The organism is Cupriavidus ulmosensis (genome assembly GCF_977008105.1).
In genome coordinates, this window is the sequence record NZ_CDRMWP010000002.1 from 1,197,492 (window position 1) to 1,223,561 (window position 26,070).

The following is a 26,070-nucleotide window of genomic DNA, read 5'->3' on the forward strand; positions in this document are numbered from 1 at the left end:
TCGGGATGCGTCGGCAATCGGACGGCGCCATGCGCGCGGTCCAATTGCCGGCGGCGCCGGCTTTGCTACCTGTGGTCTCCCCTCTCCCGCATGCGGGAGAGGGGCGGGGGGAGAGGGCCGGCGCATCCACGAAGCGATGACCTTCATCATCCGCAAGCGCCGGTCCTCGCTCCAGACCCTTCTCCGTCAGATCCCGCGGCGCCCAAGAGCGCCGCCGCTGTCAGCCCGCCTCCGCAGGCGCGAAGGTCGGCACCGGCGGCCCGTCCTCGGTCGGCGTGAAGGTCAGCTTCACCTTCTGCCCGATGCGCACCGTGTCGAGGTCGCAATCCACGATATGGGTCATCATGGTCACGCCTTCTTCGAGCGTCACGTAGGCGATGCAGAACGGCGTCGGGCCCGCGCGGCGCGTGACGCTGAACGAGTAGATGGTGCCGCGCCCGGAGGCCTGCTTCCATTCGGTGTCGCCCATGCAGAACGGGCACAGCGTGCGCGGGTACCAGTGCGGCTTGCCGCAGGACTTGCAGTGCCTGACCAGCAGGCGGCCTTCGCGCGCGGCTTCCCAGAACGCGGTGTTGTCGGGCGCCACCTGCGGCGACTTGAGCGGCGTGGCCGTGTAGGGTGTGCTCATGGTGTTACTCCCGTTCCAGAATCACAGTGGCGCTGCCGTGGCGCGAGCCGAGATAGCCGCCCGTGCCCTGGGCCAGCGCCAGGTCGCAGTTCTTGACCTGCACGGCGGGGTGGGCCTCGCCGCGCAGCTGGCGCACGGCTTCGATCACCTTGGTGATGCCGCCGCGGTTGGCCGGATGGTTGTTGCACAGGCCGCCGCCGTCGGTGTTGAAGGGCAGCTTGCCGACGCCCGAGATCAGGTTGCCGTCGGCCACGAAGCGGCCGCCTTCGCCTTTCCTGCAAAAGCCCAGGTCTTCGAGCTGCATCAGCACGGTGATGGTGAAGCTGTCGTAGATCGAGGCGTACTTGATGTCGGACGGGCGGATGCGCGCTTCCTCGAAGGCGATCGGGCCGGAGATGGCCGCGCCCGACCAGCTCAGGTCGACTTCGCCGCCGAGCTGGCCCTTGACCGCTTCGCCGGCGCCGAGGATCTTGACCTTGGGGCGCTTGAGCCGGGCCGCGATTTCCGGGCGCGCCACGATCAGCGCGCCGCCGCCGTCGCTGACCACGCAGCAGTCGAGCTTGTGCAGCGGGTCGGAGATCATCGGCGAGTTCAGCACGTCGTCCACGGTCACGACTTCGCGCAGCATGGCGTGGGGGTTGTGCTGGGCGTGGTGCGAGGCCGCCACCTTGATCCACGCGAGCTGCTCGCTGGTGGTGCCGTACTGGAACATATGGCGCATCGCCACCATCGCGTACAGGTTCACGGTGACGGCGTTATACGGTGCCTCGAACGGCTGGTCGGGCAGGTTGGCGCCCCAGTTGCGCGCCTGCGTGCCGCTCGAGCCTTCCGAGCGCGGGCGGCCGGCCAGCGTGATCAGCGCCACGTTGCACTTGCCGGCGGCGATGGCCTGCGCGGCGTGCGAGACGTGGGCGATATAGGCCGAGCCGCCGGTGTCGGTGGAGTCCACGTGGCGCACCTTGAGGCCGAGGTAGTCCACCATGTTGATCATGCCGAGGCCGGGCGCGTCGCCCGCGCAGAAGTAGCCGTCGACGTCCTGCAGGGTCAGTCCGGCGTCTTCGAGCGCGCCGCGCGCGCATTCCGCGTGCAGCTGCGCCACGCTCTTGTCCGGAGCCTTGCGCGTCGGGTGCTCGTAGGCCCCGACGATGTATGCCTTGCCGTTGATGCTCATGGGTCTCCCTGGTTGTTCCGGGTACGGATGATGGAATGGATGGAATCCGCCGGCGGGTCTGCGGGTCTGCCGGTCTGCCCGCTATCCGGCCAGCGCGTTCTTGCCTCGCCCTGGATTGTGGCGCGATCTCACGGCGCGCGCCCGAAGCGCTCGCGCAGCTCGCGCTTGAGCACCTTGCCGATGGCGTTGCGCGGCAGCTCGCCGGTCAGCTCCAGCGCGGCCAGGCGCTGCATTTTTTCCAGCCGGCCGTTGACCCACTCCAGCAGCGCCTCGGCGCTGGCCGCGGCGCCGGCGCGCGGCACCACGAAGGCCACCGGCGTCTCGCCCCAGCGCTCGGAGGGCACGCCCACCACCGCCGCGTCGGCGACGTCGGCGTGCTTCAGCAGCACGGCCTCGATGTCGCTGGGGTAGAGGTTGAAGCCGCCCGAGATGACCATGTCCTTCTTGCGGTCCATCAGCACCAGGAAACCGTCGGCATCGAAATAACCGACGTCGCCGGTGCGGATGAAGCGCTTGCCGCGGGCGTCGAACCATTCCGCCTCGGCGGTCTTGGCGGGCTGGTTGTGATAGCCGGACATCATGCCCGACGAATGCCCCACGATCTCGCCCGGGGTGCCGGGCGGCGCGTCGGGCGGCAGCTCGCGGCCATCGTCGCCGAGCAGGCGCATGTCGGTGTCCGCCGAGGGGCGCCCCACGGTGTGCAGCTTGTGCGGGTGCTCGTGCGCGCGCAGCTCGCAGCGCCCGCCGCCTTCGGTCATGCCGTAATACTCGATCAGCGCGCCCGGCCAGCGTTGCAGCACCTCGGCCTTGAGCGCCGCCGGGAACGGCGCGCTGGTGCAGAACTTGTAGCGGAACGCGGACAGGTCGGTGCCGGCAAAGTCCGCGTGCGCGAGGATGCGCTGGTACTGCACCGGCACCAGGATGGTGTGGGTGGCGCGGTGGCGCGCCGCCAGCGCCAGGTAGCGGCCGGCGTCGAACTTGCCCATCAGCACCACCGTGCCGCCCAGCGCCAGCGTGGGCAGCAGGCTGACCAGCGTGGTGTTGGAGTACAGCGGCGTCGCCAGCAGCGCCACGCTGTCCGGGCCGTAGCCGCCCTGGGCGGCGCGCCGCACGTGCGAGGCGCGCATGCCGAACGGCTGGATGATGCCCTTGGGCACGCCCGTGGTGCCGGACGAATAGATCAGGTTGAAGGCCCAGTCCGGCCGGATCGCCACCGGCGCGGGCGGCGTGCCGGCGGGCGCCAGCCACTGGCTGAACGGCAGGCCGGCCGCGCTGTCGTCGAGCGCGATGCAGGGCGCGTCCGGCCCGGCTTGCGCGCCACCGCGCAGCGCCTCGCGCGTGGTGGCGTCGACGAACACGCGGCGCGCGCCCGCATCCCGCACCATCGTGCGCAGGGTGTCCGGATTCAGCGCCGGCGACAGCGGCGCCACCGCCACGCCCGCGCGCAGCGCGCCGAGGAACGCGGCAACGTAGCCGATGGACATCGCCGCGCAGATGGCGACGGTGCCCTGCGCGGGCACGCCGTCGCGCTGCAAGGCCGCCGCGACGCGGTCGGCCAGGCGGTTCAGCGTGGCGTAGTCGATGCTCTGCCCGTCCAGCACCAGGGCCGGGTGGCGCGGGCGCGAGGCGGCCTGCGCGTCGACCAGGGCGGGAAGGGGAACGAAGTCGGTACTTGTCATCGGGGGCGCAGCGAACTTCCCGCCGGAGCGGGAAAGCGTTGAGGAGAGCGTGGTCCGGGGCGCCCAGGGCGCCAGCCGCTGGGGAAAGAGTGTCGCGCCTGACGGCGGGTTCGACAATTTGGCTTTTTGGAAGTGAGCCTTGCGCGGCGGTTTTGTGCGCCGCACAAGCGGCGGCGCGGCGGCTGTGACGATGGCTGCGAGGACCATCGTCACGACCGCCGGCGCGGCGAGGAACCCGGCGCCGGCGGCGCCGGGCCGGGCGAGCCCGCTGCCTACACGGTCGCCTGCACGCGGTTCTTGCGGTACAGGATGATGGTGGCGGCCAGCCCGCACGCCGCGGCGAAGGCCATCCAGTAGCCCGGCGCGGCCTTGTCCTTGGTGACTTCGATCAGATACGTGGAGATGGCCGGCGTAAAGCCCCCGAAGATGGCGGTAGCGAGGCTGTACGCGAGCGAGAAGCCCGCCACCCGCACCTCCACCGGCATCACCTCGGTCAGCGCCACCACCATCGCGCCGTTGTACATGCCGAACAGGAACGACAGCCACAGCAGCACCAGCAGCATGCGCTCGAAGCTCGGCGCGCCGGCCAGCCAGGACAGCGCCGGGTAGGCCGTCACCAGCGCGATCAGCGAGATCGCCAGCAGGATGGGCCGGCGGCCGATGCGGTCGGACAGCGCGCCGCCGACGGGCAGCCAGATGAAGTTGGAGATGCCCACGCACAGCGTCACCGCGAGGCTGTCGGCCGTGCTCAGCTTGAGCACGGTCTTGCCGAAAGTGGGCGTGTAGACCGTGATCAGGTAGAACGTGGTGGTGGTCATGGCCACCAGCATGGTGCCGGCCAGCACGGTGCGCCAGTTGCGCAGCATGGAGTCCAGCACCTCGCGCGTGCTCGGGCGGCTGCGGCGCGCGCTGAAGGCCGCGGTCTCCTGCAGCGAGCGGCGCAGCACGAACAGGAACGGCACGATCAGGCAGCCGATCAGGAACGGGATGCGCCAGCCCCAGCTATGCAGCGCCTCGGGCGCCAGCCACTGGTTCAGCCCGAAGCCGAGCGCGGCCGCCACCACGATGGAGATCTGCTGGCTGGCCGATTGCCACGCGGTATAGAAGCCCTTGTGGCCCGGCGTGGCCATCTCCGCGAGATAGACCGACACGCCGCCCAGCTCCGCGCCGGCCGAGAATCCCTGCAGCAGGCGGCCCGTGAGCACCAGCAGCGGGGCCAGCACGCCGATGGTGGCGTAGCTCGGCACCAGCGCGATCAGGATGGTGCCGCTGGCCATCAGCGTCAGTGTCACGATCAGGCCCTTGCGCCGGCCCACCTTGTCGATGTACGCGCCCAGCATGATGGCGCCGAGCGGGCGCATCAGGAAGCCCGCGCCGAACACGGCGAAGGTCAGCATCAGCGAGGCGAACTCGCTGTCCGAGGGAAAGAACGCCTGGGAGATGTAGGTGGCGTAGAAGCCGAACAGGAAAAAATCGAACTGCTCGAGGAAATTGCCGCTGGTCACCCGCAGGACCGCGGCGAGTTTCGAGGACCCGGGTACGGCCGTCCCGGCCATTTGCGCTTGCATTGCCTGTCTCCTTGGGCACGGCGTGCGGCGTATGCGGCGCCCCCGGCGAGGCGCCGGCGGGCGACCGCTTGTGCGGCCCGCGCGTGTGGAGGTCAATATATGCGCTGCAAGCCTCCGGCGCCAGTCCCGCGGTTCGGTCCGGGCGTGGCCTGAACGTGGCTCAAGCGTGGCTCACGCGTGATTCAAGCATAGGCTCAAGCGCAAGCGCGGCCTAGGCATGGCGGAACGCGGGCGGGCGTTTCTCCACGAACGCGCTGGTGCCCTCGCGCGCATCGTGCGAGGCCGCGGCCACCAGGAATTGCATCGCCTCCACCGCCAGCCCCTCGTCGATCGGCAGGTTGATGCCGCGCGTGACCGCGCGCAGGCTGGCCGTCACCGCCACCGCGGAATGGCGGGCGATGCGGTCGGCCAGCCGCACGCAGGCGGGGATCAGGCCGGCCGCCTCCACCACCTCGTTGACCAGCCCGAGGCGCAGCGCCGCGGCGGCGTCGATGGCCTCGCCGGTGAGGATCATCTCGTTGGCGCGCTTGCGCCCCACGTGGCGCGGCAGCCGCTGCGTGCCGCCGAACGTGGGCGGGAAGCCCAGCTTGATCTCCGGCTTGGCGAAGGTGGCGTGAGCGGCCGCGATGGCCAGGCTGCAGGCTTCCAGGATCTCGCAGCCGCCGCCGAAGGCCAGCCCGTTGACCGCCGCGATGACCGGCTTGGGGAATGCCTCGATGCGCCGCGTCATGGCCTGCCCGCGCTGCAGGAAACGGCGCAGCGCCTGCTCCGGCGACGCCGCGAGGTCCGGCGCGAAGCCGGCGATGTCCGCGCCCGCGCTGAAGGCGCGCGTGCCGCTGCCGGTCAGGATCACGCAGCGCACGGCCGGGTCCGCCTCGATGGCGTCGAGCTTTTCCATCAGGTCGTCGATCAGCGCGTAGCTCAGCGCATTGAGCTTGGCCGGGCGGTTCAGCACCAGCAGCGCGTGCGCGCCCAGCGCGCGACATTGCACCGGCGCGTCGTCGTGGCCGCGCGCATCGTCGCCGTGCACTCCGTGCGTTCCGTGCGCGCCGTGGCGCGGGCTGGTCTCGTTCATGGTCGTTCTCCTGTCGTGGTTCGTGTCGTTCTGCATGGCCGGTGTTCAGGCCGCGTGCCCCACGGCGACGCGCGCCGGCCGCCCGCGAAAAGCGGAGACGAACACCACCGCCGCGCGGCGCGCGACGAAGCGCTCGCCGCACGCCAGCACCGTGTCGCGTCCGGCCGCCTCGGGCGCGGCCGATTGCTCCGTGAGCCACGCCGTGCCCTGCGTGCAGATCAGGTAAGATCCACAGCCAAGCGGGATCCGCAGCGCGGCCGGGCCGAGCAGCCAGACGCCTTGCGCGGCGGGGTGCTCTGTCGGGTTTGTCATCGGCATGATGGTCTCCGGGCAAGGCGTTCCGGACCGCGGGCAGCGTCCTGAACGTTGACTGCATTCTTGCCGGGTTCCGGCCAGCGCGGCCGGAAGGATTTTCATCAGCGGTATGCCTGGGCGTCATGTCGATCCTGAGCCGAGCCTCCACCGGCGCGCTGCGCGCCATGTCCCTCGAAGCCCTGCGCGGCTTCGAATCCGCCGCGCGCCACCTGAGCTTCACCGCCGCGGCAGAAGAACTCTGCATCACCCAGTCCGCCGTCAGCAAACAGGTCAAGAGCCTCGAAGACATCATCGGCGCCGCGCTGTTCCGGCGCGGCGGCAAAGGCCTGAGTCTCACGCCCGAAGGCCGCCAGCTCTACGAAGCCGCGCGCGCCGCCATCGGCCAGCTGGGCGCGGCCATCGACCGCCTGCTGGCGGTCGACCGCGTTTCCATCGCCGTCACCACCACGCCATCGTTCGCCGCGCTGTGGCTGGTGCCCAAGCTGGCCCGCTTCCAGGCCGCCGAGCCCGGCATCGACGTGCGCATCGACGCCTCCGAAGCCATGCTCAACCTCGAGCGCGAAGGCATCGACCTCGCCATCCGCCTCAACGCCCAGCCCCCCGGCCCCGGCGACCCGCGCCCGCTGCTGCGCGAGCGCCTGATGCTGGTGGCCGCGCCCGCCATCGCCGCGCGCATCGCCGAGCCGCGCCACATGCTCGACGCGCCGCTGCTGGTGTTCCACGACCCCGGCGCGCGCTTCGCCTGGATGTCGTGGACGCAGTGGTACCAGCGCCTGGGCCTGGCGCGCTCGTCCAAGCAGGCCTGCCTGTATTTCTCGCAATACGCCCACGTCCTCAACGCCGCCGTCCAGCAGGCCGGCATCGCCATCGGGCGCACGCCGATGGTGTTGCCGATGCTCAAGAGCGGCCAGCTTCAGGTGGTGCTGCCGGAGCATGCCGTCGACGGGCTGACGTACCAGATCGTTGCCGCCGACACCGAACGGCCCGGGGTGCGGCAGTTCCGGGCGTGGCTGGAGGGGGAGTTGGCGGGGGAGGTGATTGGGTGATGGGGGCGCGCGGGGGGCTGAGGCCGGTTTCCGCCGGTATTCAGGTGGCGTCAGGCCGACGCCTGCATCCGATGTCCATGAAATTCGGAAAATTCCGCAGTACAAACCAGACTTTGGGGGGGTGATCGTTTTCCCTCGCAGTGCCGTAATTCAGGGTCAACGGCGACAAATCGCATAAATGGCAGTTTCGGGAAACTTGACAGTTTCCGTGGAGATGCCGTGGCTGCGTGCGATCGCCGATCCACCAGGGTGCCGGCGCCATCGCGTCGCGCCCCGATCATGGCGCTGCAAACGCGAGGAAAACCAGGCGGAAAACACACGTTGAAGCCTTCAATTCGCCCGGATCCACCGGGGCCGTTTGCGCATAAGGTTGAGCGGAGTGCAAGCGGTGCAGGCAGTAAATTTCAGGGTTGGTGCAGGGATTTTCGCGGTGGCGGCGGGCTGGAGCCTGGCCGCCGTGGCCGCCGGCGTGACGCCCGACGGCGGCTCCGTCACCACCGTCACCACGGGGGCCGGCGGCCGCATCACGGTCGGTGTGGCGCAGGCGGTGGGCGGCGTCTCCACCAATACGTACCGCGATTTCAACGTGCCCCGCGCGGGTGTCGATCTCGACAACCGCGCCGCCTTCGCCCGCGTCATCCTCAATCAGGTCACGAGCACGAATCCGTCCGTGCTGGAAGGGCAGCTCGCGGTGCTCGGCCAGCGCGCCCACGTCATCATCGCCAATCCCAACGGCATCAGCGTGAACGGTGCTTCGGTGCTGAACGTGGGGAACCTCGCGCTGACCACCGGCCAGGTTTCGTTCAATGATTTCATCAGGCCGGACGGCGAGCTCCAGCGCAACGTCAAGCTGGCAACCACGGCGGGCATGATCGACGTCGGCCCCGGCGGCCTGTCCGGCGAGCTGCTCAATCTCGAGCTGGTGGCCAAGCAGATACGCATCGCGGGCAAGGTCGAGAACCGCTTCGACAATGCCAACGCGCATATCCGCGCGGTGGCCGGGACCAGCAACGCCGAGATCGATTCCAGCATTTCCCCCACCGACAACGCCAGCGAGTGGGTCAAGTATTCGGCGCCGGCGGTCAACCCGGGGCAGGGGTTCGCCGTGGACATCACCGCGGCGGGCAGCCTGAGCGCCGGGCGCATCGAACTGATGGTGACGGACCAGGGCGCGGGCGTGCGGCATGCCGGCGCGGCGTATGCCACCGCCGGCGATTTCGTCGTCTCGGGCACCGGCGACCTGCAACTTGCCTCCGGCCGGATCCAGGCCGCGCGGGACGTGCTGATCGGCAGCGGCGGTCTGGTCGGCAACGGCAACGTCGTGGCCGGCCGGCACCTGCAGGTGGCTTCCGACCGGGTCGACCTGGCGGCTTCCGCCTTGAGCGCGGGCACTCGCACCGCGGGCGACCTCGTGATCGGGTCGTCCGGGCAGGTGCATGCGCAGCCCGTCGCGCTGGCGGACACCACGCTGGCGGCCAGCGGCGGCATCGGCGTGTTCGACGCCGGCCCCGGCGTGCTGTGGCGCGGCACGCAAGCCACCGCCGGCGGGAATATCGTCCTTGCCGCCACCGGGCTGCAGACTGCACAGGGCGCGGGCCGCAGCGCCCTGGTCTCGAAGAACGGCGCCGTTTCCATCGAGGCCGCAAATGCCACGCTCGCGGGCACCGATATCGACGGCACGGCCGGCACGGCGATCCGGGCGCAGTCGCTGGCGCTGCAGGATGCCGACGTGCGTTCCTCCGGCGGCGCCATCGCGGTCACGGTCACGGGCGACTATGCCCAGCAGGACAGCACCCTGCTGGCCGCCGGCGATGTCCGCCTGCGCGCGGGCGCGGTGTCCATCGGCTCGGACGCCCGGCAATCGAGCGTGGTCGCCACCGGCGGCGGCGTGCTGGTGCGGGCCGACGGCGACATCGCCAACAGCGGCGGGCTGATCCAGGGGCAGGCGAGGAACGCCGACGATGCCGAGGCGGCCGGCGCCGTCACGCTGCGCGCCGGCGGCAACATCCTCAACACCGCCACGCCGCAATGGCTGGGCATCCTGTTCGGCGCCGGCGACGACGTCTCGGTGCAGGCCGGCGGCGACGTCGTCAACCTGCACGGCCGCATGCTCTCCAACGGCTATCTCGACGTGCGCGCCGGCGGCGACCTGCTCAACCAGATCACCAAGCAGGCCGGCGCCAACGGCGAGCAGCCCGATTTCCGCACCGCCTCCGGCAAGCGCTGGCTGTTCCTGACCAAGAGCACGGCCAGCTTCGACGTGGACTACGGCCAGGCCGACCGGCCCGGGCAGATCGCCTACCTGCTGTCGGACAAGGGCACCACGCTGACCGGCCGCAACGTGATCAACCAGGGCGGCGAGATCTATGCCAACAACGGCGACATCACCGTGCGGGCCGCCGATACCTTCAGCACGCAGGGCGTGGCCACCGGCAGCGCGCACTACGCGCGCTCGTGCCTGATCGTGTGCCGCGCCTCGGCATCGTCCACCACCACCGTGACCGGCGGCCTGCTGTCCGCCGGCGGCAACATCGACATCCAGGCGGGCAACGTGGCCGCCAACGTGGGTGGCCGGGTGCTGGCGCTGGGCGACCTGCGCGTCGACGCGCCCGTCACCTACGCCACCGGCATCACCGGCTACAGCGCCATCGCGCGGGACCGCGGCTTCAAGGCGTTTTTCGGCGACACCTGGGCCCGGCTCTACGCGATGGACGTGGGCGGCAGCTGGATGGCGGCGGGCCGCACCACCGTCACCGGCGACACCGTGACCAACGGCGGCAGCTTCGACGGCGACGTGGCCATCGCCGGCAACGCGGCCACGATCCGGCCGCGCCAGCGCGATCCGGTGTCCATCGACAACCGGCTGGGCCTTACGTCCTGGTTCTGGAAATGACGGACGTGAGCATGCGCGACTTCGACGGATTCCATGCCGTGGCGGCACTGGCCGCCGCGCTGGCGATGACGCCGGCAATGGCGCAGGTGCCGCCGCTTCCCATGCCGTCCGCGCCGGCGGTGCAGGAAGACCCGGCGCAACGCCTGCTGCGCGAGCAGCGCCAGCGCGAGCTGGAGCGCGAGGCCACCCAGCCGCCGGCGCAGATCCAGGCCGCGCCCGGGCTGGCGCCGGACGCGCCGGTCGAGGCCGTGCCGGAAACCTCCGCCACCTTCGAGATCCGGCGCATCCAGGTGCGCGGCAACACCGTGCTCTCCGAGGCCGAGGTCGATGCCATCACCGCGCCGTTCCTGGGCCACGCGCTCGGCACCAACCGCATCAACCTGCTGCTGCGCCGCTTCACCGAGGCCTTCGTGGCCCGCGGCTACATCACCACGCGCGCCTACCTGGGCGAGCAGAACCTGGCCAGCGGCGTGCTCGTCGTCACCGTCGTGACCGGCAAGGTGGAGTCGATCCAGCTCAACGGCCGCGTCATCCGCCCGGGCGGCGGCGGGCTGTTCGACACCGTTGGCGGCGGCCTGCTGACCGATGCCGGCACCGCGTGGCAGTTCCCGGCGCCGGACGACACCCTGCGCCTGCCCGACCTGGAGCAGGGCGTCGACCAGATCAACCGCCTGCGCCGCAACCAGGCCGAGCTGCAGATCCTGCCCGGCCAGACCCCGGGCAGCTCGGTGGTGGCGCTGACGAACCAGACCGGCGACCGCTTCCGCTTCAACGCGGGGGTGGACAACTACGGCAGCCGCAGCACCGGCATCGCGCGCACCCGGCTGGGCATCGACGCGGACAACGCGCTGGGCTTCCAGGAGTCCGTTTCCGCCAGCTACATCGGCACGGTGGACACCAACGCCGCCGTGCTGTCGGCGGCCGTGCCGTTCGGCTACAACACGTTCAGCTATACCGGCTCGCTCTCGGAGTACCAGAGCGCCATCGCCGACACGGCGCTGCTCTACGGCCGCAGCCTCGGCCACACGCTGGGCTGGAACCGCGTGATCACCCGCGACAGGACCGGGCGCCAGGCGCTGGACCTGACGCTGACCTATCGCAAGAGCGAGCGCGAGATCAACAACCTGCAGCTCGACCCCCAGCGCCTGACCGTGCTGCGCGCGGCCTGGAGCGGGCTGCGCCGCTTCGCCGCCAACGGGCAGCCCGGATACGCCACGGCGGAGGCCGGCATCTCGCGCGGCCTGACCTCCCTGAACGCGACCCGCGATCCGTCGGACATCCGCGCCGACGAAGCCCACGCGCAGTTCACCAAGCTGGACGCCAGCGCCACGCTGCAATTGCCGCTGCCGCGCCTGTCTGGCGGCGCGCAACTGGCCTGGCGCGCGCAACTCGCCGGCCAGTGGGCCAACGTCGCGCTGTTCGGCTCCGAGCAGATCTACGCGGGCGGCATGAGCACCGTGCGCGGCTTCCGCGAAGGCGTGATCGCGGGCGACCGCGGCGCCTACCTGCGCAACGAGCTGGCCTGGGCCAACGCCCCGGCGCTGGCCGGCGTGCGCATGGAACCCTATGTGTTTCTCGACGGCGGCCAGGCCGCCTATGTGGCAACGCGCAACTGGCAGTCCGTCGCCGGCACCGGCCTGGGGCTGCGCCTTTCCGCCCAGTGGGCCAGGCAGGTCTTCACCAGCGAGCTGATGCTCGGCATGCCGCTGGCGCAGCCCGCCTATCTGGGCACGAAGAGCGCGCTGGTGCTCGCCACCCTGAACTGGACTTACTGAACCCACGTTTTATCGGCTATCCCAAGGACCCGTCATGCAAGCACAGATCCGCCTCGTTCGCCTCACTCGCCTCGTTGCCGCCGCCGCGCTGGCCTGCGGCCTGCAGGCCGCGCAGGCCGCCACCGTCAACGGCGTGGCCGTGACCGACGAACAGGTCACGCAGGCCATGCAGCAGATGCGCATCGCCGACGCGCCGCAGGCACGCGAAGCCATCAAGCAGCAGCTCATCGCGCGCGAGCTGTTCCGCCAGGAAGCGGCCAAGGACAAGACGCTGGAGACGCGCCCCGAAGTCCAGGCCGCGCTGCGCGAGGCGCGCAACAACATCCTGACCCAGGCCTGGCTCAAGGACAGGATCAAGCCCGCGCCCGTCACCGACGAGCAGGTCAGGCAGCGCTACGACGCCATCGTCGCCAGCCTGGGCGAGAAGGAATACAAGGCCCGCGTGATCGAAGTCGCGGACGATGCGGCCGCCGGCAGCGCGCTGGCCCGCATCAAGGGCGGCGAGGACTTCGGCAAGGTCGCGCAGGCGGTCAGCCTGGCGCCCTCCAGGGCCAGCGGCGGCGCCTTGGAATGGATCAGCTTCAAGGTGCCGGCGCAGGAGGGGCAGACCCAAAGCCTGCCGCTGCCGCTGGCGCAGGCCATTGCGGCGCTGCCGGCCGGGGCGGTCAGCGCCGCGCCCATTGCCTGGAACAACCACCGTTTCCTGGTCAAGGTCGATGAAGCGCGGCCGACCCAGGTCCCGGCCTACGAGGCCGCCAAGCCCGGCATCCAGCAGGCCCTGCAGGCGCAGGCGCTCGAGCGCGCCACCACCGCGCTGGTCACGCAGTTGCTGACCAAGGCAAAGATCACCCAGTAAGGCGATCCGGCGCCGCCCCAGCGCAGGCGGCGAGCGGGACCAGCAGGCAGAACGAACAAGAAGACAGCCAGAACCGACCATGCACCACGACCGACCGGCCACGCCATCCACCGACACGCAGCAACCCATGCCGCCGCTCGCCGCCACCGGCGCCGCCGACGCGGACGCGCTGTCGCTTGCCGAACGCGGGCGCCGCAGCGTGCTGGCGCGCGCGGTGGCGGGGCTGGTCGCCATGACCTTGTGGCTTGGCCCCATGCAGGTCACGTTGCAGCAGGCGCAGCAGGCCGCCGGCGTGCTGGCCGCGGGCGCGGTGGAACTGCAGGCGCCGGCGGTGCATGCGGGCGCGGTACGGCAGAGCTTGCTGCGCTGGGCGGTCGCCCACCTGCCGGTGATGCTGCGCTTCGGCCCGGCGCAGGCCTACGCCGCGCCGATCACGGACCCCAGCGCCCCGGTACGCTTCACCCCCACCATCACCAGCACCACCGGCCCCGGCGCGCCGCAGGGCGGCGTGCCCGTGGTGGGCATCACCACGCCCAATGCGCAGGGCATTTCGCTGAACCAGTACCGCGCCTTCGTGGTCGACCCGGTCGGCCTGATCCTGAACAACAGCGCCACCGGCGGCGGCAGCTTCCTGGGCGGGCAGGTCGGCGCCAACGCCAACCTTGCCGCGTCGGGCCCGGCCAGCCTCATCATCAACCAGGTCACGAGCCAGTCGCCGGCGCAGATCAACGGCACCGTGGAAGTGTTCGGCGCGCCGGCCGGGCTGGTGATCGCCGCGCCGGGCGGCGTCTACACCAGCGGCGCCGGCTTCACCAACACCACGCAGGTCACGCTGACCACCGGCACGCCCCAGTTCCTCACGGCCGGCGGCGCGCCGACCAGCTTCGACACGGCGGCCGCGGCCGGCTTCCTGGTGCAGGGCGGGCGCGTGCAGATCGCCAACCCGGCGCCGGGCAACGCCAATGCGTCCGGCATCGAAGGCACGGTCGGCAACATCAGCCTGATCGCGGAGTCGATCGGCATCGACGCGGCCCTGCACGCCGGCAACCAGATCAACCTCGTGGCGGGCCGGCAACTGGTCACGCTCGACGCGGGCGGCTTCGCCACGTCCGCCGCGGGCGCCAACAACGCGGCCACGAACAGCTCCGCCACCGGCGGCCTGGCCATCGATGCCACCGCCTTCGGCGCCATGAACGCCGGCCAGATCAAGATCGTCAGCACGGCCGCCGGGCTCGGCGTGCGCGCCGATGGCAGCCTGGCGGCATCGTCCGGCAACCTGACGCTCGATTCGGCAGGCAATCTCAAGGTGGGCAACACCTACGCCAAGCAGCAGGCCGCGCTCACCGCCGCCAGCGCGGTCGCCGCCTCGGGCAATGGCCTCGGCGAGGCCGGCTACAGCATCAAGGCGGGCACGGACGCCACGCTTGGCGGCACGCTCGAATCCGGCCGCGCCTTGTCGGTGGCGGCCGGCGGCTCGATCACCGGCGCCGGCGGCGCGAAGGCGCAGGACGCCGTGACCCTGGCCGCGGGCGGCAGCGTCGATATCGGCGGCGTGGTCAGCGGCGCGCAGGTGGCGGTGCAGGCCGCCGGCAACGACGGCCGCGGTGACATCCGGCTGCGCGGCGACGTCACCTCGCCCGGCCAGATCCAGCTCCTAGCCGCGCGCGACACCACCATCGACGGCAACGCGATCTCCGCCGGCGACCTGAACCTGTCCACCCGGCGCAACCTGACCATCAACGGCGCGGCAGGCAGCACCTCCGGCAACGTGGCGCTGACCGGTGTCACCGGCAGCGTTACCACCGCCGGCAATGTCGTGTCGCCCGGCACGCTCACGGTGAACGCCGGCACCGACGTCAACCTTGGTGGCGAAGTGCTGTCTGCAAAATCCGCCACCGTGGTCGCCGGCAGCGGCAGCATCGCCACCACCGGCCAGATCGGCAGCAATGAGGATCTCACGCTCGTTGCCGCGCAGAACGTCACCGTGGGCGGCCAGGCGCAGAGCGCCGGCAACACCGCGATCACCGCCGCCGCGGGCAGCGTGGCCATCGACGGCGCGCTCACCAGCGACAAGGACGTCACCGTCACGGCCGGGCGCGATGCCGTGGTTTCCGGCAACCTCGGCAGCGGTGGCGCGGTCGCCCTGACGGCCACGGCCGGTTCCGCCACCGTGAACGGCACGCTTGGCAGCGTCGGCAATGCCAGCCTGGCGGCGGGCCAGGACATCCACCTCGCCGGCAGCGTGCTCGCCGGCGGCAACCTGGCCGCCAACGCCGGCCGGACCCTCGACGCGGGCCAGCTCACCTGGGTCGCGGGCAATGCCACGCTGCGCGGCAAGGACATCTCCATCGGCTCCGCGCCCGGGCAGGTCAACGCCGTGAGCGGCACGCTCGACGCCGCCGCCACGCGCAATCTCACGTTGACGGGCGACACCACGGCAGGCAACGCCAGCCTCGCCGGGCAAACGGTCGCCAACGGCGGCGCCACCATCGCCACGCAGCAACTGACCGTGCAAGGCGGCGCGCTCAGCAATACCGGCACCCTTGCCGGCAACCAGCTCACTCTGGCCGCCGACAGCCTCGTCAACCGCGGCACCATCGGCGGCCAGAACGTCACCGCCACCATTGCCGGTGGCCTGGACAACGCCCAGGGCCTGATCGCCGGCACGCAAAACCTGGCGGTCACGGCAGGCGCGCTCACGGCCAACCAGGGCGGCACGCTGTTCGCCGGCGACCTGAGCGGCCAGAACCCGGCCATCGGCGACCTGACATTCAGCGTGACGGGCGGCAACGGCAGCTTCAACAACGCCGCCGGCCAACTGCTGGCCGGCAACAACCTCACGCTCAACACCCCCAGCCAGGTATTCGACCCGTCCGCCGCCGCCAACGGCACGCTCAATGCCAATGGCACGCTGACGCTGGCCGCGCTGGCCATCAACAACACCGGTACCTGGAACGTGCCGGGCGGCAGGGTCGTGCTCAACGCCAGCCAGGGCATCACCAATACCGGCACCATCCAGAAGGCGGGCGACCTGTCGCTCGCCACCGGCGGCACGCTGGCCAACAGCGGCCAGATCATCGGCGGCGGCAACCTGTCCCTGTCGGCCGGCAGCCTCGGCAACACCGGCACCGTGCACGCCAATGGCGACCTCGCGCTGAACGGCGACATCGCCAATGCCGGCACCGTGGAATCGCTCGGCAATATCGCCATCACCGGCAGCAACTACGACAACCGCGGCGGCACCACGCAGGCCAATGGCGATCTCAAGATCGACATCGGCGGCACGGTGAACAACCTGGGCAGCGTGCTCGGCGCCAACGGCAACCTGCATATCGCGGCCGGCGCGGTCATCAACGACCGTGCCGGCCCGGTGGATGCGGGCAGCGCCACCAGCAAGGCCAGCAATCCGGGCCTGCTCGATACCGTGGTCATCGGCAGCTACGTGCCGTGGCTGCCCGGCGGCAGCTGCGACAGCTGCCCGGGTTTCATCCCCGGCACGCCGACCGAAGTCACGCTGGGCAATGTCATGCGCAACCCGGACGGCTCGGTGCGGCTGGTCCTGGGCAGGGAGAACACCACGAGCGGGGATGGCTTTGCGCAGGTCTATCTCTGGCACTTCATTCCCACCTCGGCGTGGGGCGGCACCATGCCGCCCGACTACCAGAATGCCACCGTGCGGGACATCGCCGCGCCCACGGTGGATCGCACCACGATACGGCAGGCCGACGGCGCGGCAGGACAGATCATCAGCGGCGGCAATCTCGACATTACCGCCGCATCCCTGTCGAACAAGGGAGGCGTCGTGTCCGCCGGCAGGGACGTCACGCTCAATCTCGGCAGCCTTGACAACGGCCGCTCGGCAACGCTGGTCAACAGCGTTACGGATACCGTCAACCAGGCCGACCTGTCCGCCTTCATGGCACGGCTTGCCGCGCTGACGACCGAGCTGGTGTCCCCGACCATGCCCGGCCCGCTGGTCTACGGCGTGCCGCCGGTCATCAGCGACTGCGACACCTGTCCCGGCCCGCCACCCTGGTCGCCGGTCGTGCTCGGCCAGACCGGCAGCGGCGCCCAGCCGGCGCTGCCCAGCCAGTCCACCGTGAGCTACCAGCTCGGCAAGGCCGGCCAGATCGTCGCCGGCGGCAACCTTGGCCTGACCGGCACCGGCGACCTGACCAACAGCGGCGACCTGGCGGCCGCCGGCAAGATCGCCATCGCCACGCCCGGCACCTTCACCAACCAGGGCCTGCACGACAGCCAGGTCATCACCACGCCGGGCTGCGTGCCCGGCGCTGCCTCCTGCCCGGGCGACAGCTATCAGCGCGTGGAGACGCTGGCGTGGCAGCAGACCCCCAGCACGGTCGCCGCGGGCCAGACGCTGACCATCGACGCCGCCAATATCCAGAACCTCAGCGGCACGCTGGCCGCGCAAGGCGACGTCAAGCTCACCGCCGGCAGCAGCGTCACCAACCAGGCCGGGGCCATCCAGTCCCTGAACGGCGACGTGTCGATCACCGCGCCCACGCTGGTCAACAAGACGCTGGACCCGGCACAGCTGCACAAGAGCTACGGCAGCAGCAACCCCGCCTACGCGGGCGGCTGCAACCCGGGCGGCAGCTACGGCAACAGCCAGTGCGCCGCCACCGAAGACACCGCCGCCGGGCCGGCCGCCGTCATCAGCGCCGCGCGCGACGTGCAGATCAACGGCGGCACGCTGACCAACAAGGGTGCCCTGATCACCGGCGGGCGCGACGTCACGGTCAGCGCCAGCGGCGCCATCGACAACAGCAGCCTGCCGCTCAATGCCGACTGGGTAGGCCGCTGGCAGGAAGACCGCTCGGGCGGCGACCGCTGGCACGACACCGGCGGACGCGCCACGCTCGGCAGCCTCGAATCCGGCATCCAGGCCGGCCGCGCGCTGTCCGTCACCGCAGGCGGCCAGGTGCTCAACACCGGCAACCTGATGGGCAGCACCGTCGACCTCACCGGCGCGGCGCTGGTCAACGGCTACACCAGCCCCAACCAGCCCACGCCGCCGTCCACCGGCGCGCAGCAGGTCATCTCCCTCGGTCCCGTGGCGGCACCCGACGGCGCCGTGCCGGCCGCCACGCCCGTGAGCGATCCCACGCGGCCCTGGCAGTTCAACCCCGTGATCGTAGCCGCGCCCACGGCGCCGGACGTCGGCGGCAAGCAGACCATCGACTGGCACTTCAACGCCAACCTGGGCGGCAACCCGGTCAGCGGCCCCAGCGTCAATACCGATCGCGCCCAGTACCTCAACAACAGCGCGGCCACCGCCGTGCTGGCCGGCGTCACGCCGGACAGCCTGCTGGCGCAGCTGCCGGCCGAACTGCGCCCAGGCAACGTCAACTTCTACTACGACCCCTACACCGAAGGCCAGAAGCTCCAGCAAGCCGCGCTGCAACAGACCGGACAAGCCAGCTTCATCAACGGCCTGGCGTGGGACAGCCAGAACCAGCTCTCGGTCACCGACCAGGAAAAGCTGGTCCTGTACCGCAACGCGGCGGACTACGCCAAGGAACACAGCATCGCGCTGGGCACCGCGCTCACGCCCGAGCAGGTGTCGGCGCTCGACGCGCCGATGCTGTGGTACGTGCAGCAAGCCGTGCCCGACCCGAGCTGCAACAGCCTGGCGAGCATTGCCTGCCCGACGGTCAACGCGCTGGTGCCGCAGGTCTACCTGCCCGAAGGTTACGCCCAGGCACTGACCAAGCCCACCGGTGGCAGCATCGCGGGCGACAACATCAAGCTGGACATCGAAGGCCAGCTACGCAACACCGGCACGGTGACGGCCACCGACACGCTGCAGGTCAAGGCCGGCAGCATCGAGATCGGCCCGAACGTGGTGGACATCGGCACCTCGGCGTACAAGGTGCAAGGCGGCTGGAACGAGATCACGGGCACGGTGGTGCAGCCGGGCGGGTTCATGAGCGCGATGCACATGGACATCGAGACCGAGCGCATCCACGCGGTAAACGACGCCTTCCTGATCCGCAACGCCGACGGCACGGTAGACGAAGCCGCGACGCTGGCGCTGGTGAACCAGTTGAAGGCCAACCTCGGGCTGAACTACACCGAGGATACGGTCAGCGACGATATTCATACGCGGTTCATTAAGGAGAAGAAGGGGTTTGGGCCGCTGGGGCAGATTGTGGCGCTGGTGGCCGCGGTGGCGATTTCGATTGTGACGGCGGGGACTGGCACAGCGATTGTCGGTGCGGCCTACAGTGCTGCGATGGGGGCCACGGCAGCGGCAGGGGCGGCATTTGCCGCCGCTGGCATTGGCGCGGCGATGTCGCTGGCGGTGACGGGGCTGGTAGCCGGCACGCTGTCGAGCATGGCAAGCCAGTTGATCTTGAACGGATCACTTGATATCGGCGCCGCGCTCAAGGCGGGCGTGGTGTCCGGCGCGACTGCCGGTCTGACCAAGGGCGTGACAGCTGGTTTGGACCTTGGCGGCGCAGGGCTTTCCAGCATCGGCGAGAACATCAGCCTTGGTAACTGGGGGGCGATCCAGGCCAATTTCGGCAGCTACATAGCATCCTCCGTGGTGCGCTCGGCGATCAGCGCCGGGGTGAACACCATTGCTTATGGCGGCAGCTTCGGCCAGGCGTTTGCCGGCGGCTTGGTTCGGGATGCGGCGGCGGGAGTGGCCAATGCGATTGGGGGGGGACTGCCGGGCATCGGCTCGGACAAGGCGACTGCGGAGACGATCCTGGCGAATGCGGCTGGTCATGCGTTGCTGGGTTGCGCTGCGGCGAGCCTGACGGGCGGTGACTGTGCGGGTGGTGCTGTGGGTGGCGCGGCCAGTGCCATTGTCGCCCCATTGATCCGGGATGTGGTCTACGCGGACAGTCCGGTGCTCAACTACAGCGATGACAAGATCCGGCAGGCGTTGACGGTCGGTCTGGCGACGCTGATCGGTGGAGTGGCCGGCGCGCTGCTCGGTACGGACGCGACGTCGGCGGCGTTGGCTGCGCAGAATGAGTCGTTGAACAATACGACTAGCAGTTGGCAGAACGTCAAGAATCCGCGTTTCCAGGCCAATGTGAAGGCGCTGGGCGAATGTCCTGCGCCAACTGTGTGTCAATCGAATACCGCGTTCCTGGAAAAGCAAATTGGTTTCTTGAGCGACGAGAACATCGCCGGAATGTGTGGCGCCAATGTGGAGTGCGTAACCGCGAGGCAGCAGGAACGCGATCTGTACCAAGATGCCTATGTCGAGGCTCTGGCCCGTCAAGATCCCCAAGTCGCCACACGGGATTTCCTTGCTCGTGCCAGCCAGGCACAAGGCAATGGCTATACGACAACACAACTAGACGCTGCTCTGCAGCGTTTCGATCAAGGGAAAAGTGATGCGAACAATCCCGTAGATGCCTTTGTGGTGAAGGCAATCACGGGAAATATTGCTGTTTTCGGCGCGATCAAGGGTGTTACTAGCATTGATTCGGATGGGGGTGGTAGTTCTCGCGGGCCCGTTGCTCAATCAATTCCTGGGCGAGTTCAGTCGAGGATAAACTTGGAAAGTGACGGTTGGACGCACGTTGTAGATCGCCACTTCGATAGCGCAGTGAATGCAAGTCAATTTACCATAACTCAAGCGGAGCTTAGGAACTTGCTTCAGAGTTCAGACGTGGTTACTGCACCTATAATTAAAATTAGGTCGAGCGTGGATGGACCCAGATTTGAGCGCGTGGTCGATTTAGGTCGAAGTATTGGAATAGATAAATTCTCAGGGGGATCACCCACGTCCGTCATCACGGTACTTACTGATCGCTTTGGGAATTTAGTGACAGTAACGCCAGGGAGAATAAAGTGAGACTCATTGGAAGCATGAGTGAGCAGAAGATCCGAGAGGAAATGCTTAAGGGGAAGGATGGGATCTTCTTGGGAGGGGAGGCGCCCCGATTGTTGAATGCGTTGCGTAAAATTTACCCAGGGCTGGGTAAGGCCTTTGTGCTTCATTATATACCGGAGCAAGATGCGGATATATATGATGTTTTGGTGGATAAGGATACTGTAATAAATATAGAAATTAATAATAATAATAATAATAATAATAATAATCTTTTTTATAAATTTAAGATTTTTGATGTTAATTGTTATTCATTGAAAAATAAATCAAGGATAAAAAATATAAAATTAATGGTGGCCATTGATTTGATGGGGTTGACCGATTGATTTTATGTTGGGGATTATTTGTAATTGTGTGTTGGTAATGGAGGCATCACCAGATGTCAATATCTAAAATTATCAGGCTGTATGCCAGAAGTCTATTTTCTAGTGTGTCCGAAAGATATAGATCCTTACTGGATGCGGAGTAAATTATTCGCAGTCACGGATCAGCCATTCCTGCATGGAGGATATGTCTGACAGGGTAGGTCGGTGGCTATCAAGGGTTGCTGGTGGCGTTTGGTATCACGGCGATTGTCGGCTATGACGCCTTGGTTAGCGACTATCAGCATTACGTTGGAATTCTTGAGCGTGATCCTGTTCAGATTCAAAGGTTCTTTGCCGCGTACGACCACGCCGCCGCGGCTACCTTTCTCTAAGAATGGGGGTTGATCTTGAGTGACCTATTGAGATTGAATGTACCTAGTGGATACCATTGGCTGCTTACTCGAGCTCTCGTGGGCTGCGAGCCTTTTACCCAACTGCAGCCGTGGCACTACTTGCCACCGGAGCAGAGCTTTTGGGCATCTGATCGGTGGTCCGGCATTACGGAGAAACGCTTGCTAACATTTGCGAAAAGGCAAGATTGTGACGACTTGGCGTGTTTCGTTGTCGGAACCAACGGTGCGGTTCAGGGAGTCGCCTTGATTCACGGCCGGACGGCGAATGGCTTTGAGACCTGTGCGGAGTACCCTGACTTCTGGGCGTGGTTGAAACATGTGGTGGAAGACATCGCCGACTGGGCGGCCGTAGGCACCTAACTCCTGGCGAGAGAGGACGGTTGGGCTGGGCTGCAAACAGCGCATAGCCGAGACAGGCGCTGTTCTGGTATGCAGCGAGGCGAACACGAAACCGGCGCTGACCGGGTTTCGTCGTCGCTGATGAGGCAGAGTCATCTGTGCGGTTCGAAGTTATGACGGGGGAGAACTCTCCTGTGTCTGGAGGCGTTGCGCTTACGGTTCCAATGGCGAGCCGGATATACCCTTCCCTTTCCCATTTAACGTCGTTGGTGCGTTAACGCATCCCTAGAGTGTTAGGCACTTTGCAGGATGGACGTGGCGTGAATGAGCGTGAGCATGGCGAAAACAACGAAGTGCAGGCCGGCCAGGGTTTCGGGCAAGCGCTCATAGTCGCATGCGAGTCTGCGAAATCGATTCGCCGAGCCGAAGCTGCGCTCCACGACCCATCGCCTGGGCAGGGGAACGAATCCCTTCTTGGAAAAAGTGAGAATAATGAATTTCCGATCTCTTGAAATTGTTGTCGGGAAAAAAGTCGTGGATGCGGACCTGACTCCGCAGGATGGCGGTCTCGTGTTTGAAGATGGGATTACTTTAAATATATACAATCGTTACACAGTATTCGATAGAAATCAGGTAGCAGTAGGGAAGATTTTGGTCGGGGCGATTGTTACAAAGGTCGAGGAAGAAAAGGATCATATCTTCATCATTTTTGGCGAGGAAATAAAGATGGAAATAGATTTAACCGATGATGCGTATTCTTCTCCGGAGGCTATGCAACTTCGGGTTCCGGGTAAATCTATAGTTATATGGAATTGAACGGCTTCTCAGGTAATTATTGCGTAGTTGGTGTCGTTGGCCGGCGAATCTCGGTCGAGCGACTTTCACAGAGAAAAATGAGCTTGAGAGGCGTAGGTCGGTCCGGGATACCGTATTTCGAGCGATGGCTCGTCATGGGTAAGTAGTGATGGTCTTCGAATTTATCGCCCGCCATCGGCCAAACCGAACAGTTCTTATGCCACAACTGGTGTGCAGGCTAATTTCGAATCGAAGCTGACACCCGGAAGCAGACCAATTAGTAATGGACATTTAAATATCACACCATGAAAGCCGAAATAAAATCATTATATTCCCTGCATTTAGAGGGCAAATTGATAAACTACTGGCCGGATGACGTGTCGAACTTCGGTACGTGGATTCGAGCTCATATTGGTCCCCAAGGCGAGGCGGGCTCAGAGGCATTCGATTTCATGTTTGTACGCCGGAATGGCTTAAGGCGCAATGTGCTGCCCTAGGGCCGATGTGGGGTAGGCATATGCTGATTGTCGATGCCTACAGTTACGATGCCATCAAGGCAATTATTGAGGGCTACATAGTGAACAGCGAGAGTGATTGCTGGTCGACGGTGGCCGCCAAGTTGAGCCGAATTGGTGCATGGGAATTTGAGGATTATCAGTCTTGATGACTGTATAGTGGTCTTCATTTGGCACACCCCGGGATTTGAAGCAAGGCTGGATTGCACTTGGGATGGAGTTGATTCCCAAGTTGATCTCCGGATAAGGGAGTCACTGTTTATTGGACCATCGGGTCAATCTGCAAAATTCAGAAGTACATTTCAGGTTCTTCCTGATGGAAGTAGGAAGTTTAGTGCGATCATCCCATTTAAGAGTGGGGAGTAATATGATTTTTCCTGGCAAAGAAGAATTTCTTAGGGAGTTTGGGCTGGAGCCAGTCGAAGAGGACTCTTCTATGGCGCTATGTCGTTATAGGGTTCGCTCCGAGCGGCGTGGTTTGGAAATTGATATTTCGTTTAGCGCGGTCCTTGAGTCATTCGAGGTTGTTGTCTATTGCAATGGCTACGAAATAGCAAGCCTAGTTAGTGAGAGAGTAAATAAAATTGAGATGCGAAATGACTCGTCTGGGTCTGGGATTCGGGCAGTCTTCGATATTCAAGGTGTTCGGAGCGAGGCTGTGGTGAATTTCGAACCGGAAATAGCATGTCGATGGTGGGCAATTCGTGTCTAGGAATGTGTATCTCGATGGCGAGGTTGGTAAAATCTGTCGAGATTTCTTGAGGGCGTTGTTAAAGATAGCGAGAGCGTGAAATAAGAAGGGCACGGAATTGTTATGGATGTCATCTCGGTGCCGAATGGTGCTACCGGCCCGGAGTTGACAGCGCCGAATCCGCTGGCGCCAGGTGGCATTAGATATGGTAGTGTAGCCACAAACAATGGTCAAACACCCTCCGGCTCATCGGTCGTTTGCCGGCGAGGTACATGGTTGGCAGAGAATTTTGCGAACGGGAGTGATGTCACTCAGAACCCCAATGGTTCGAACGAATACATTGTGCATGTGAGTCCCGTAAGTACTTGGAAATCAGTGAAATGAAATCCATTCGTCTGGGCGTGGTTTATGGCGGTCCGCCCATCTTCTGTGCTGACATTGACCAAATGGGGTATGTCGAGCCGGATTGCCTACCTCTGACGCCCCCATTGGTCGCTGATCTCAAAGCTTGGAATCAGGACTTTCAGGCGACCTTTTGTGAAGACTACCCGCCGGACTCAGGATTCCAGTCAGAGGACGAGCGGCTAGAGCACAATAAACGGGGAACGCAACTCTGGCTGCAGCTTCAACAGGAGCTGGGAGCCAATATGTTCGTTGAATTTATTCCGTTAAGGGAGTAAGCGGCTGCCGCCAGGATCGAGACTGCCGCCGAACTTCAAGACTTTCGACTTTTACGATGAAGCAACAGGTATCGCAACCAGTGCCAAGACTCTGGATACTATGACGGAGGCAAAGATAGCTAATCCGGCACAAATCTATTCATCGTTGAAAGGAAATATCGATGCGGTTGCAGATTTCACGCAAGCTAGTCTTGGCGGCGTGGTATTGAGAGAGAAAGCAATTGTCGCCCGACAACTGCAAGTGGCGGTTCCTTCTGGAACCACTCAGGTGCAATGGCAGCAGATTGATCGCGCCATTCAGTATGGCCAGAGCCTGGGAATCAAAGTGATCGTTACCCCGGTGAAATGATGGAAAGTGAACCGATTTGGGAAAAACTGGCAATGGCATTGGCTAATGAGAAGTTTATCTGTCTCGTGCCTCAATCAGGATATCGGATAGCGATGGCAGAGCCGACGGCAACGGAGCGTTTGTTGGTGCCAGATACTCCGGATAGTGTGTTGGGTGAGGCTATCCAGAGCGCAATAGCTGAAAGTAGATTCTTGAATCTCGAAGAGGCAAAGGCGTTGCGATCAACGGTCGATTCGCGCTACGCGGAATGGGTGCGATCCCTAATGGATCGTTACGGATACAGAACGAAGCAAGCATTGTTCAAGAAGATGAAGAGTTGCAGCATTGTGGTATCGGGCGATGAATTTGTTCTATCCCCAAGTCATCACGATAAGTTGGATAGTTGGAGTCGAAGCAAGGGCGATGGCATCGAGGATGTAATTATTCCATCCGGCAGTTCCATGGTAGATTTTGGCGCGGCTTTGCGTTTGGCGCTCAGTCGTTGCACGTAGTAGGTTTGTAACGACTTGTTATTGCATAAGTCACAAAATGAACATAGCTATGCGGTTGGACTCAATAGCGCCGGACTTGGTTGAATTTGCCGAAAGACTGTCGGAGAGCGAGAGAAATCCGATCGCTCACTTGGTTGCCTCTTGGGCTTGCCAGGAAGCAGATGCGATTGAGTTCTTACGTGAGATTCAAAGTACGTCTCCGAAGACCGATATTCATACGACCGCTGAGCAGGCCCGCAAACGTCTATCGGCGATAGTAGAGGATTTCGACAATCGTTACTTTGACATTGTGGAGTAGCACGATGGTCTAGATGACGCAGGCGAGGCTTTGCAGTGGTTTCGCAAAGCAAGAGCAGCAGCATCGTTGCTCTATTCGGTTGATGCCAATGTTGTGTGCAAGTTCTGCGAGACCCTGTATGAGGCTCATGCGGCGACAGGCGATCTTGATAGGCTCAGAGAACTATGTCTCAGCAAAGAGCAGAGTTAGAGCCCTTCTCTATCTATCGATTCAAACGGCTACCCGAATGAAAACGCCATTTCCTCTCTGATTTCGACGCTGTGGACTTGCTGCAGGAGCTTGCCTGGTGCTTCTGGCCTGATTCCAAGAGCG

Annotated in this window: 16 protein-coding genes and 2 pseudogenes; 11 read left to right on the forward strand and 7 right to left on the reverse strand. The window is 65.6% G+C overall.

Features of this window, described 5'->3' with window-relative positions:
- Positions 1–220: 220 nt before the first annotated feature.
- The 6 genes from ACWTPI_RS25005 to ACWTPI_RS25030 form a co-directional block, all read right to left on the reverse strand.
- Positions 221–628 carry a Zn-ribbon domain-containing OB-fold protein gene (locus ACWTPI_RS25005; RefSeq protein ID WP_020204091.1) on the reverse strand — a complete coding sequence of 136 codons (408 nt, stop codon included), beginning with the start codon at positions 626–628 and terminating at the stop codon, positions 221–223.
- A gap of 4 nt (positions 629–632) precedes the next feature.
- On the reverse strand, positions 633–1,799 hold the full coding sequence (locus ACWTPI_RS25010; protein WP_454733055.1) for a thiolase domain-containing protein: 1,167 nt from the start codon (positions 1,797–1,799) through the stop codon (positions 633–635).
- Between the two features lie 128 nt (positions 1,800–1,927).
- Positions 1,928–3,478 carry a class I adenylate-forming enzyme family protein gene (locus ACWTPI_RS25015; protein WP_059414035.1) on the reverse strand — a complete coding sequence of 517 codons (1,551 nt, stop codon included), beginning with the start codon at positions 3,476–3,478 and terminating at the stop codon, positions 1,928–1,930.
- A 272-nt stretch (positions 3,479–3,750) separates the two neighbouring features.
- Positions 3,751–5,046 carry an MFS transporter gene (gene tcuC / locus ACWTPI_RS25020; RefSeq protein ID WP_059414037.1) on the reverse strand — a complete coding sequence of 432 codons (1,296 nt, stop codon included), beginning with the start codon at positions 5,044–5,046 and terminating at the stop codon, positions 3,751–3,753.
- A gap of 211 nt (positions 5,047–5,257) precedes the next feature.
- A complete protein-coding gene (locus ACWTPI_RS25025; protein WP_454733056.1) occupies positions 5,258–6,121 on the reverse strand; it encodes a crotonase/enoyl-CoA hydratase family protein in 864 nt (287 codons plus the stop codon).
- A 45-nt stretch (positions 6,122–6,166) separates the two neighbouring features.
- Entirely contained in the window at positions 6,167–6,433 is a 267-nt protein-coding gene (locus ACWTPI_RS25030; RefSeq protein ID WP_197090432.1) for a DUF2917 domain-containing protein, read from the reverse strand.
- Between the two features lie 125 nt (positions 6,434–6,558).
- Between ACWTPI_RS25030 and ACWTPI_RS25035 the strand changes: the two genes are divergently transcribed.
- The 6 genes from ACWTPI_RS25035 (at position 6,559) to ACWTPI_RS25060 (ending at position 21,208) form a co-directional block, all read left to right on the forward strand.
- Entirely contained in the window at positions 6,559–7,482 is a 924-nt protein-coding gene (locus ACWTPI_RS25035; RefSeq protein ID WP_454733057.1) for a LysR substrate-binding domain-containing protein, read from the forward strand.
- Between the two features lie 388 nt (positions 7,483–7,870).
- Positions 7,871–10,375 carry a two-partner secretion domain-containing protein gene (locus ACWTPI_RS25040; RefSeq protein ID WP_454733058.1) on the forward strand — a complete coding sequence of 835 codons (2,505 nt, stop codon included), beginning with the start codon at positions 7,871–7,873 and terminating at the stop codon, positions 10,373–10,375.
- Complete coding sequence (locus ACWTPI_RS25045; RefSeq protein WP_454740810.1) at positions 10,372–12,150, forward strand: ShlB/FhaC/HecB family hemolysin secretion/activation protein; 1,779 nt, start codon at positions 10,372–10,374, stop codon at positions 12,148–12,150. Before ACWTPI_RS25040 ends, ACWTPI_RS25045 begins: the two co-directional genes overlap by 4 nt.
- Before the next feature lie 34 nt (positions 12,151–12,184).
- Positions 12,185–13,006 (forward strand): peptidylprolyl isomerase, encoded by an 822-nt coding sequence (locus ACWTPI_RS25050; RefSeq protein ID WP_454733059.1) that lies wholly within the window; start codon positions 12,185–12,187, stop codon positions 13,004–13,006.
- 79 nt (positions 13,007–13,085) lie between these two features.
- Entirely contained in the window at positions 13,086–20,846 is a 7,761-nt protein-coding gene (locus ACWTPI_RS25055; RefSeq protein ID WP_454733060.1) for a two-partner secretion domain-containing protein, read from the forward strand.
- A 14-nt stretch (positions 20,847–20,860) separates the two neighbouring features.
- On the forward strand, positions 20,861–21,208 hold the full coding sequence (locus ACWTPI_RS25060; RefSeq protein ID WP_454733061.1) for a hypothetical protein: 348 nt from the start codon (positions 20,861–20,863) through the stop codon (positions 21,206–21,208).
- Between the two features lie 1,024 nt (positions 21,209–22,232).
- On the opposite strand, the pseudogene ACWTPI_RS25065 reads toward ACWTPI_RS25060, so the two are convergent.
- Positions 22,233–22,421: pseudogene (locus ACWTPI_RS25065) on the reverse strand (transposase); the annotation flags it as partial.
- Between ACWTPI_RS25065 and ACWTPI_RS25070 the strand changes: the two are divergent.
- The 5 genes and pseudogenes from ACWTPI_RS25070 (at position 22,414) to ACWTPI_RS25090 (ending at position 25,460) form a co-directional block, all read left to right on the forward strand.
- Positions 22,414–22,755, forward strand: coding sequence for a hypothetical protein (locus ACWTPI_RS25070; RefSeq protein WP_454734062.1), 342 nt, complete (start codon positions 22,414–22,416; stop codon positions 22,753–22,755). The pseudogene ACWTPI_RS25065 and the gene ACWTPI_RS25070 overlap by 8 nt on opposite strands.
- 284 nt (positions 22,756–23,039) lie before the next feature.
- Positions 23,040–23,398, forward strand: a pseudogene (locus tag ACWTPI_RS25075) (immunity 8 family protein).
- A 922-nt stretch (positions 23,399–24,320) separates the two neighbouring features.
- A complete protein-coding gene (locus ACWTPI_RS25080; protein ID WP_454733062.1) occupies positions 24,321–24,620 on the forward strand; it encodes a hypothetical protein in 300 nt (99 codons plus the stop codon).
- A gap of 4 nt (positions 24,621–24,624) precedes the next feature.
- The gene (locus tag ACWTPI_RS25085) at positions 24,625–24,969 is read left to right on the forward strand and encodes an endonuclease toxin domain-containing protein (RefSeq protein WP_454734015.1); all 345 of its coding nucleotides are present in this window, start codon (positions 24,625–24,627) and stop codon (positions 24,967–24,969) included.
- Positions 24,966–25,460, forward strand: a complete 495-nt coding sequence (locus ACWTPI_RS25090) for a contact-dependent growth inhibition system immunity protein (protein ID WP_454733063.1) — start codon at positions 24,966–24,968, stop codon at positions 25,458–25,460. Before ACWTPI_RS25085 ends, ACWTPI_RS25090 begins: the two co-directional genes overlap by 4 nt.
- Positions 25,461–26,070 lie beyond the last annotated feature (610 nt).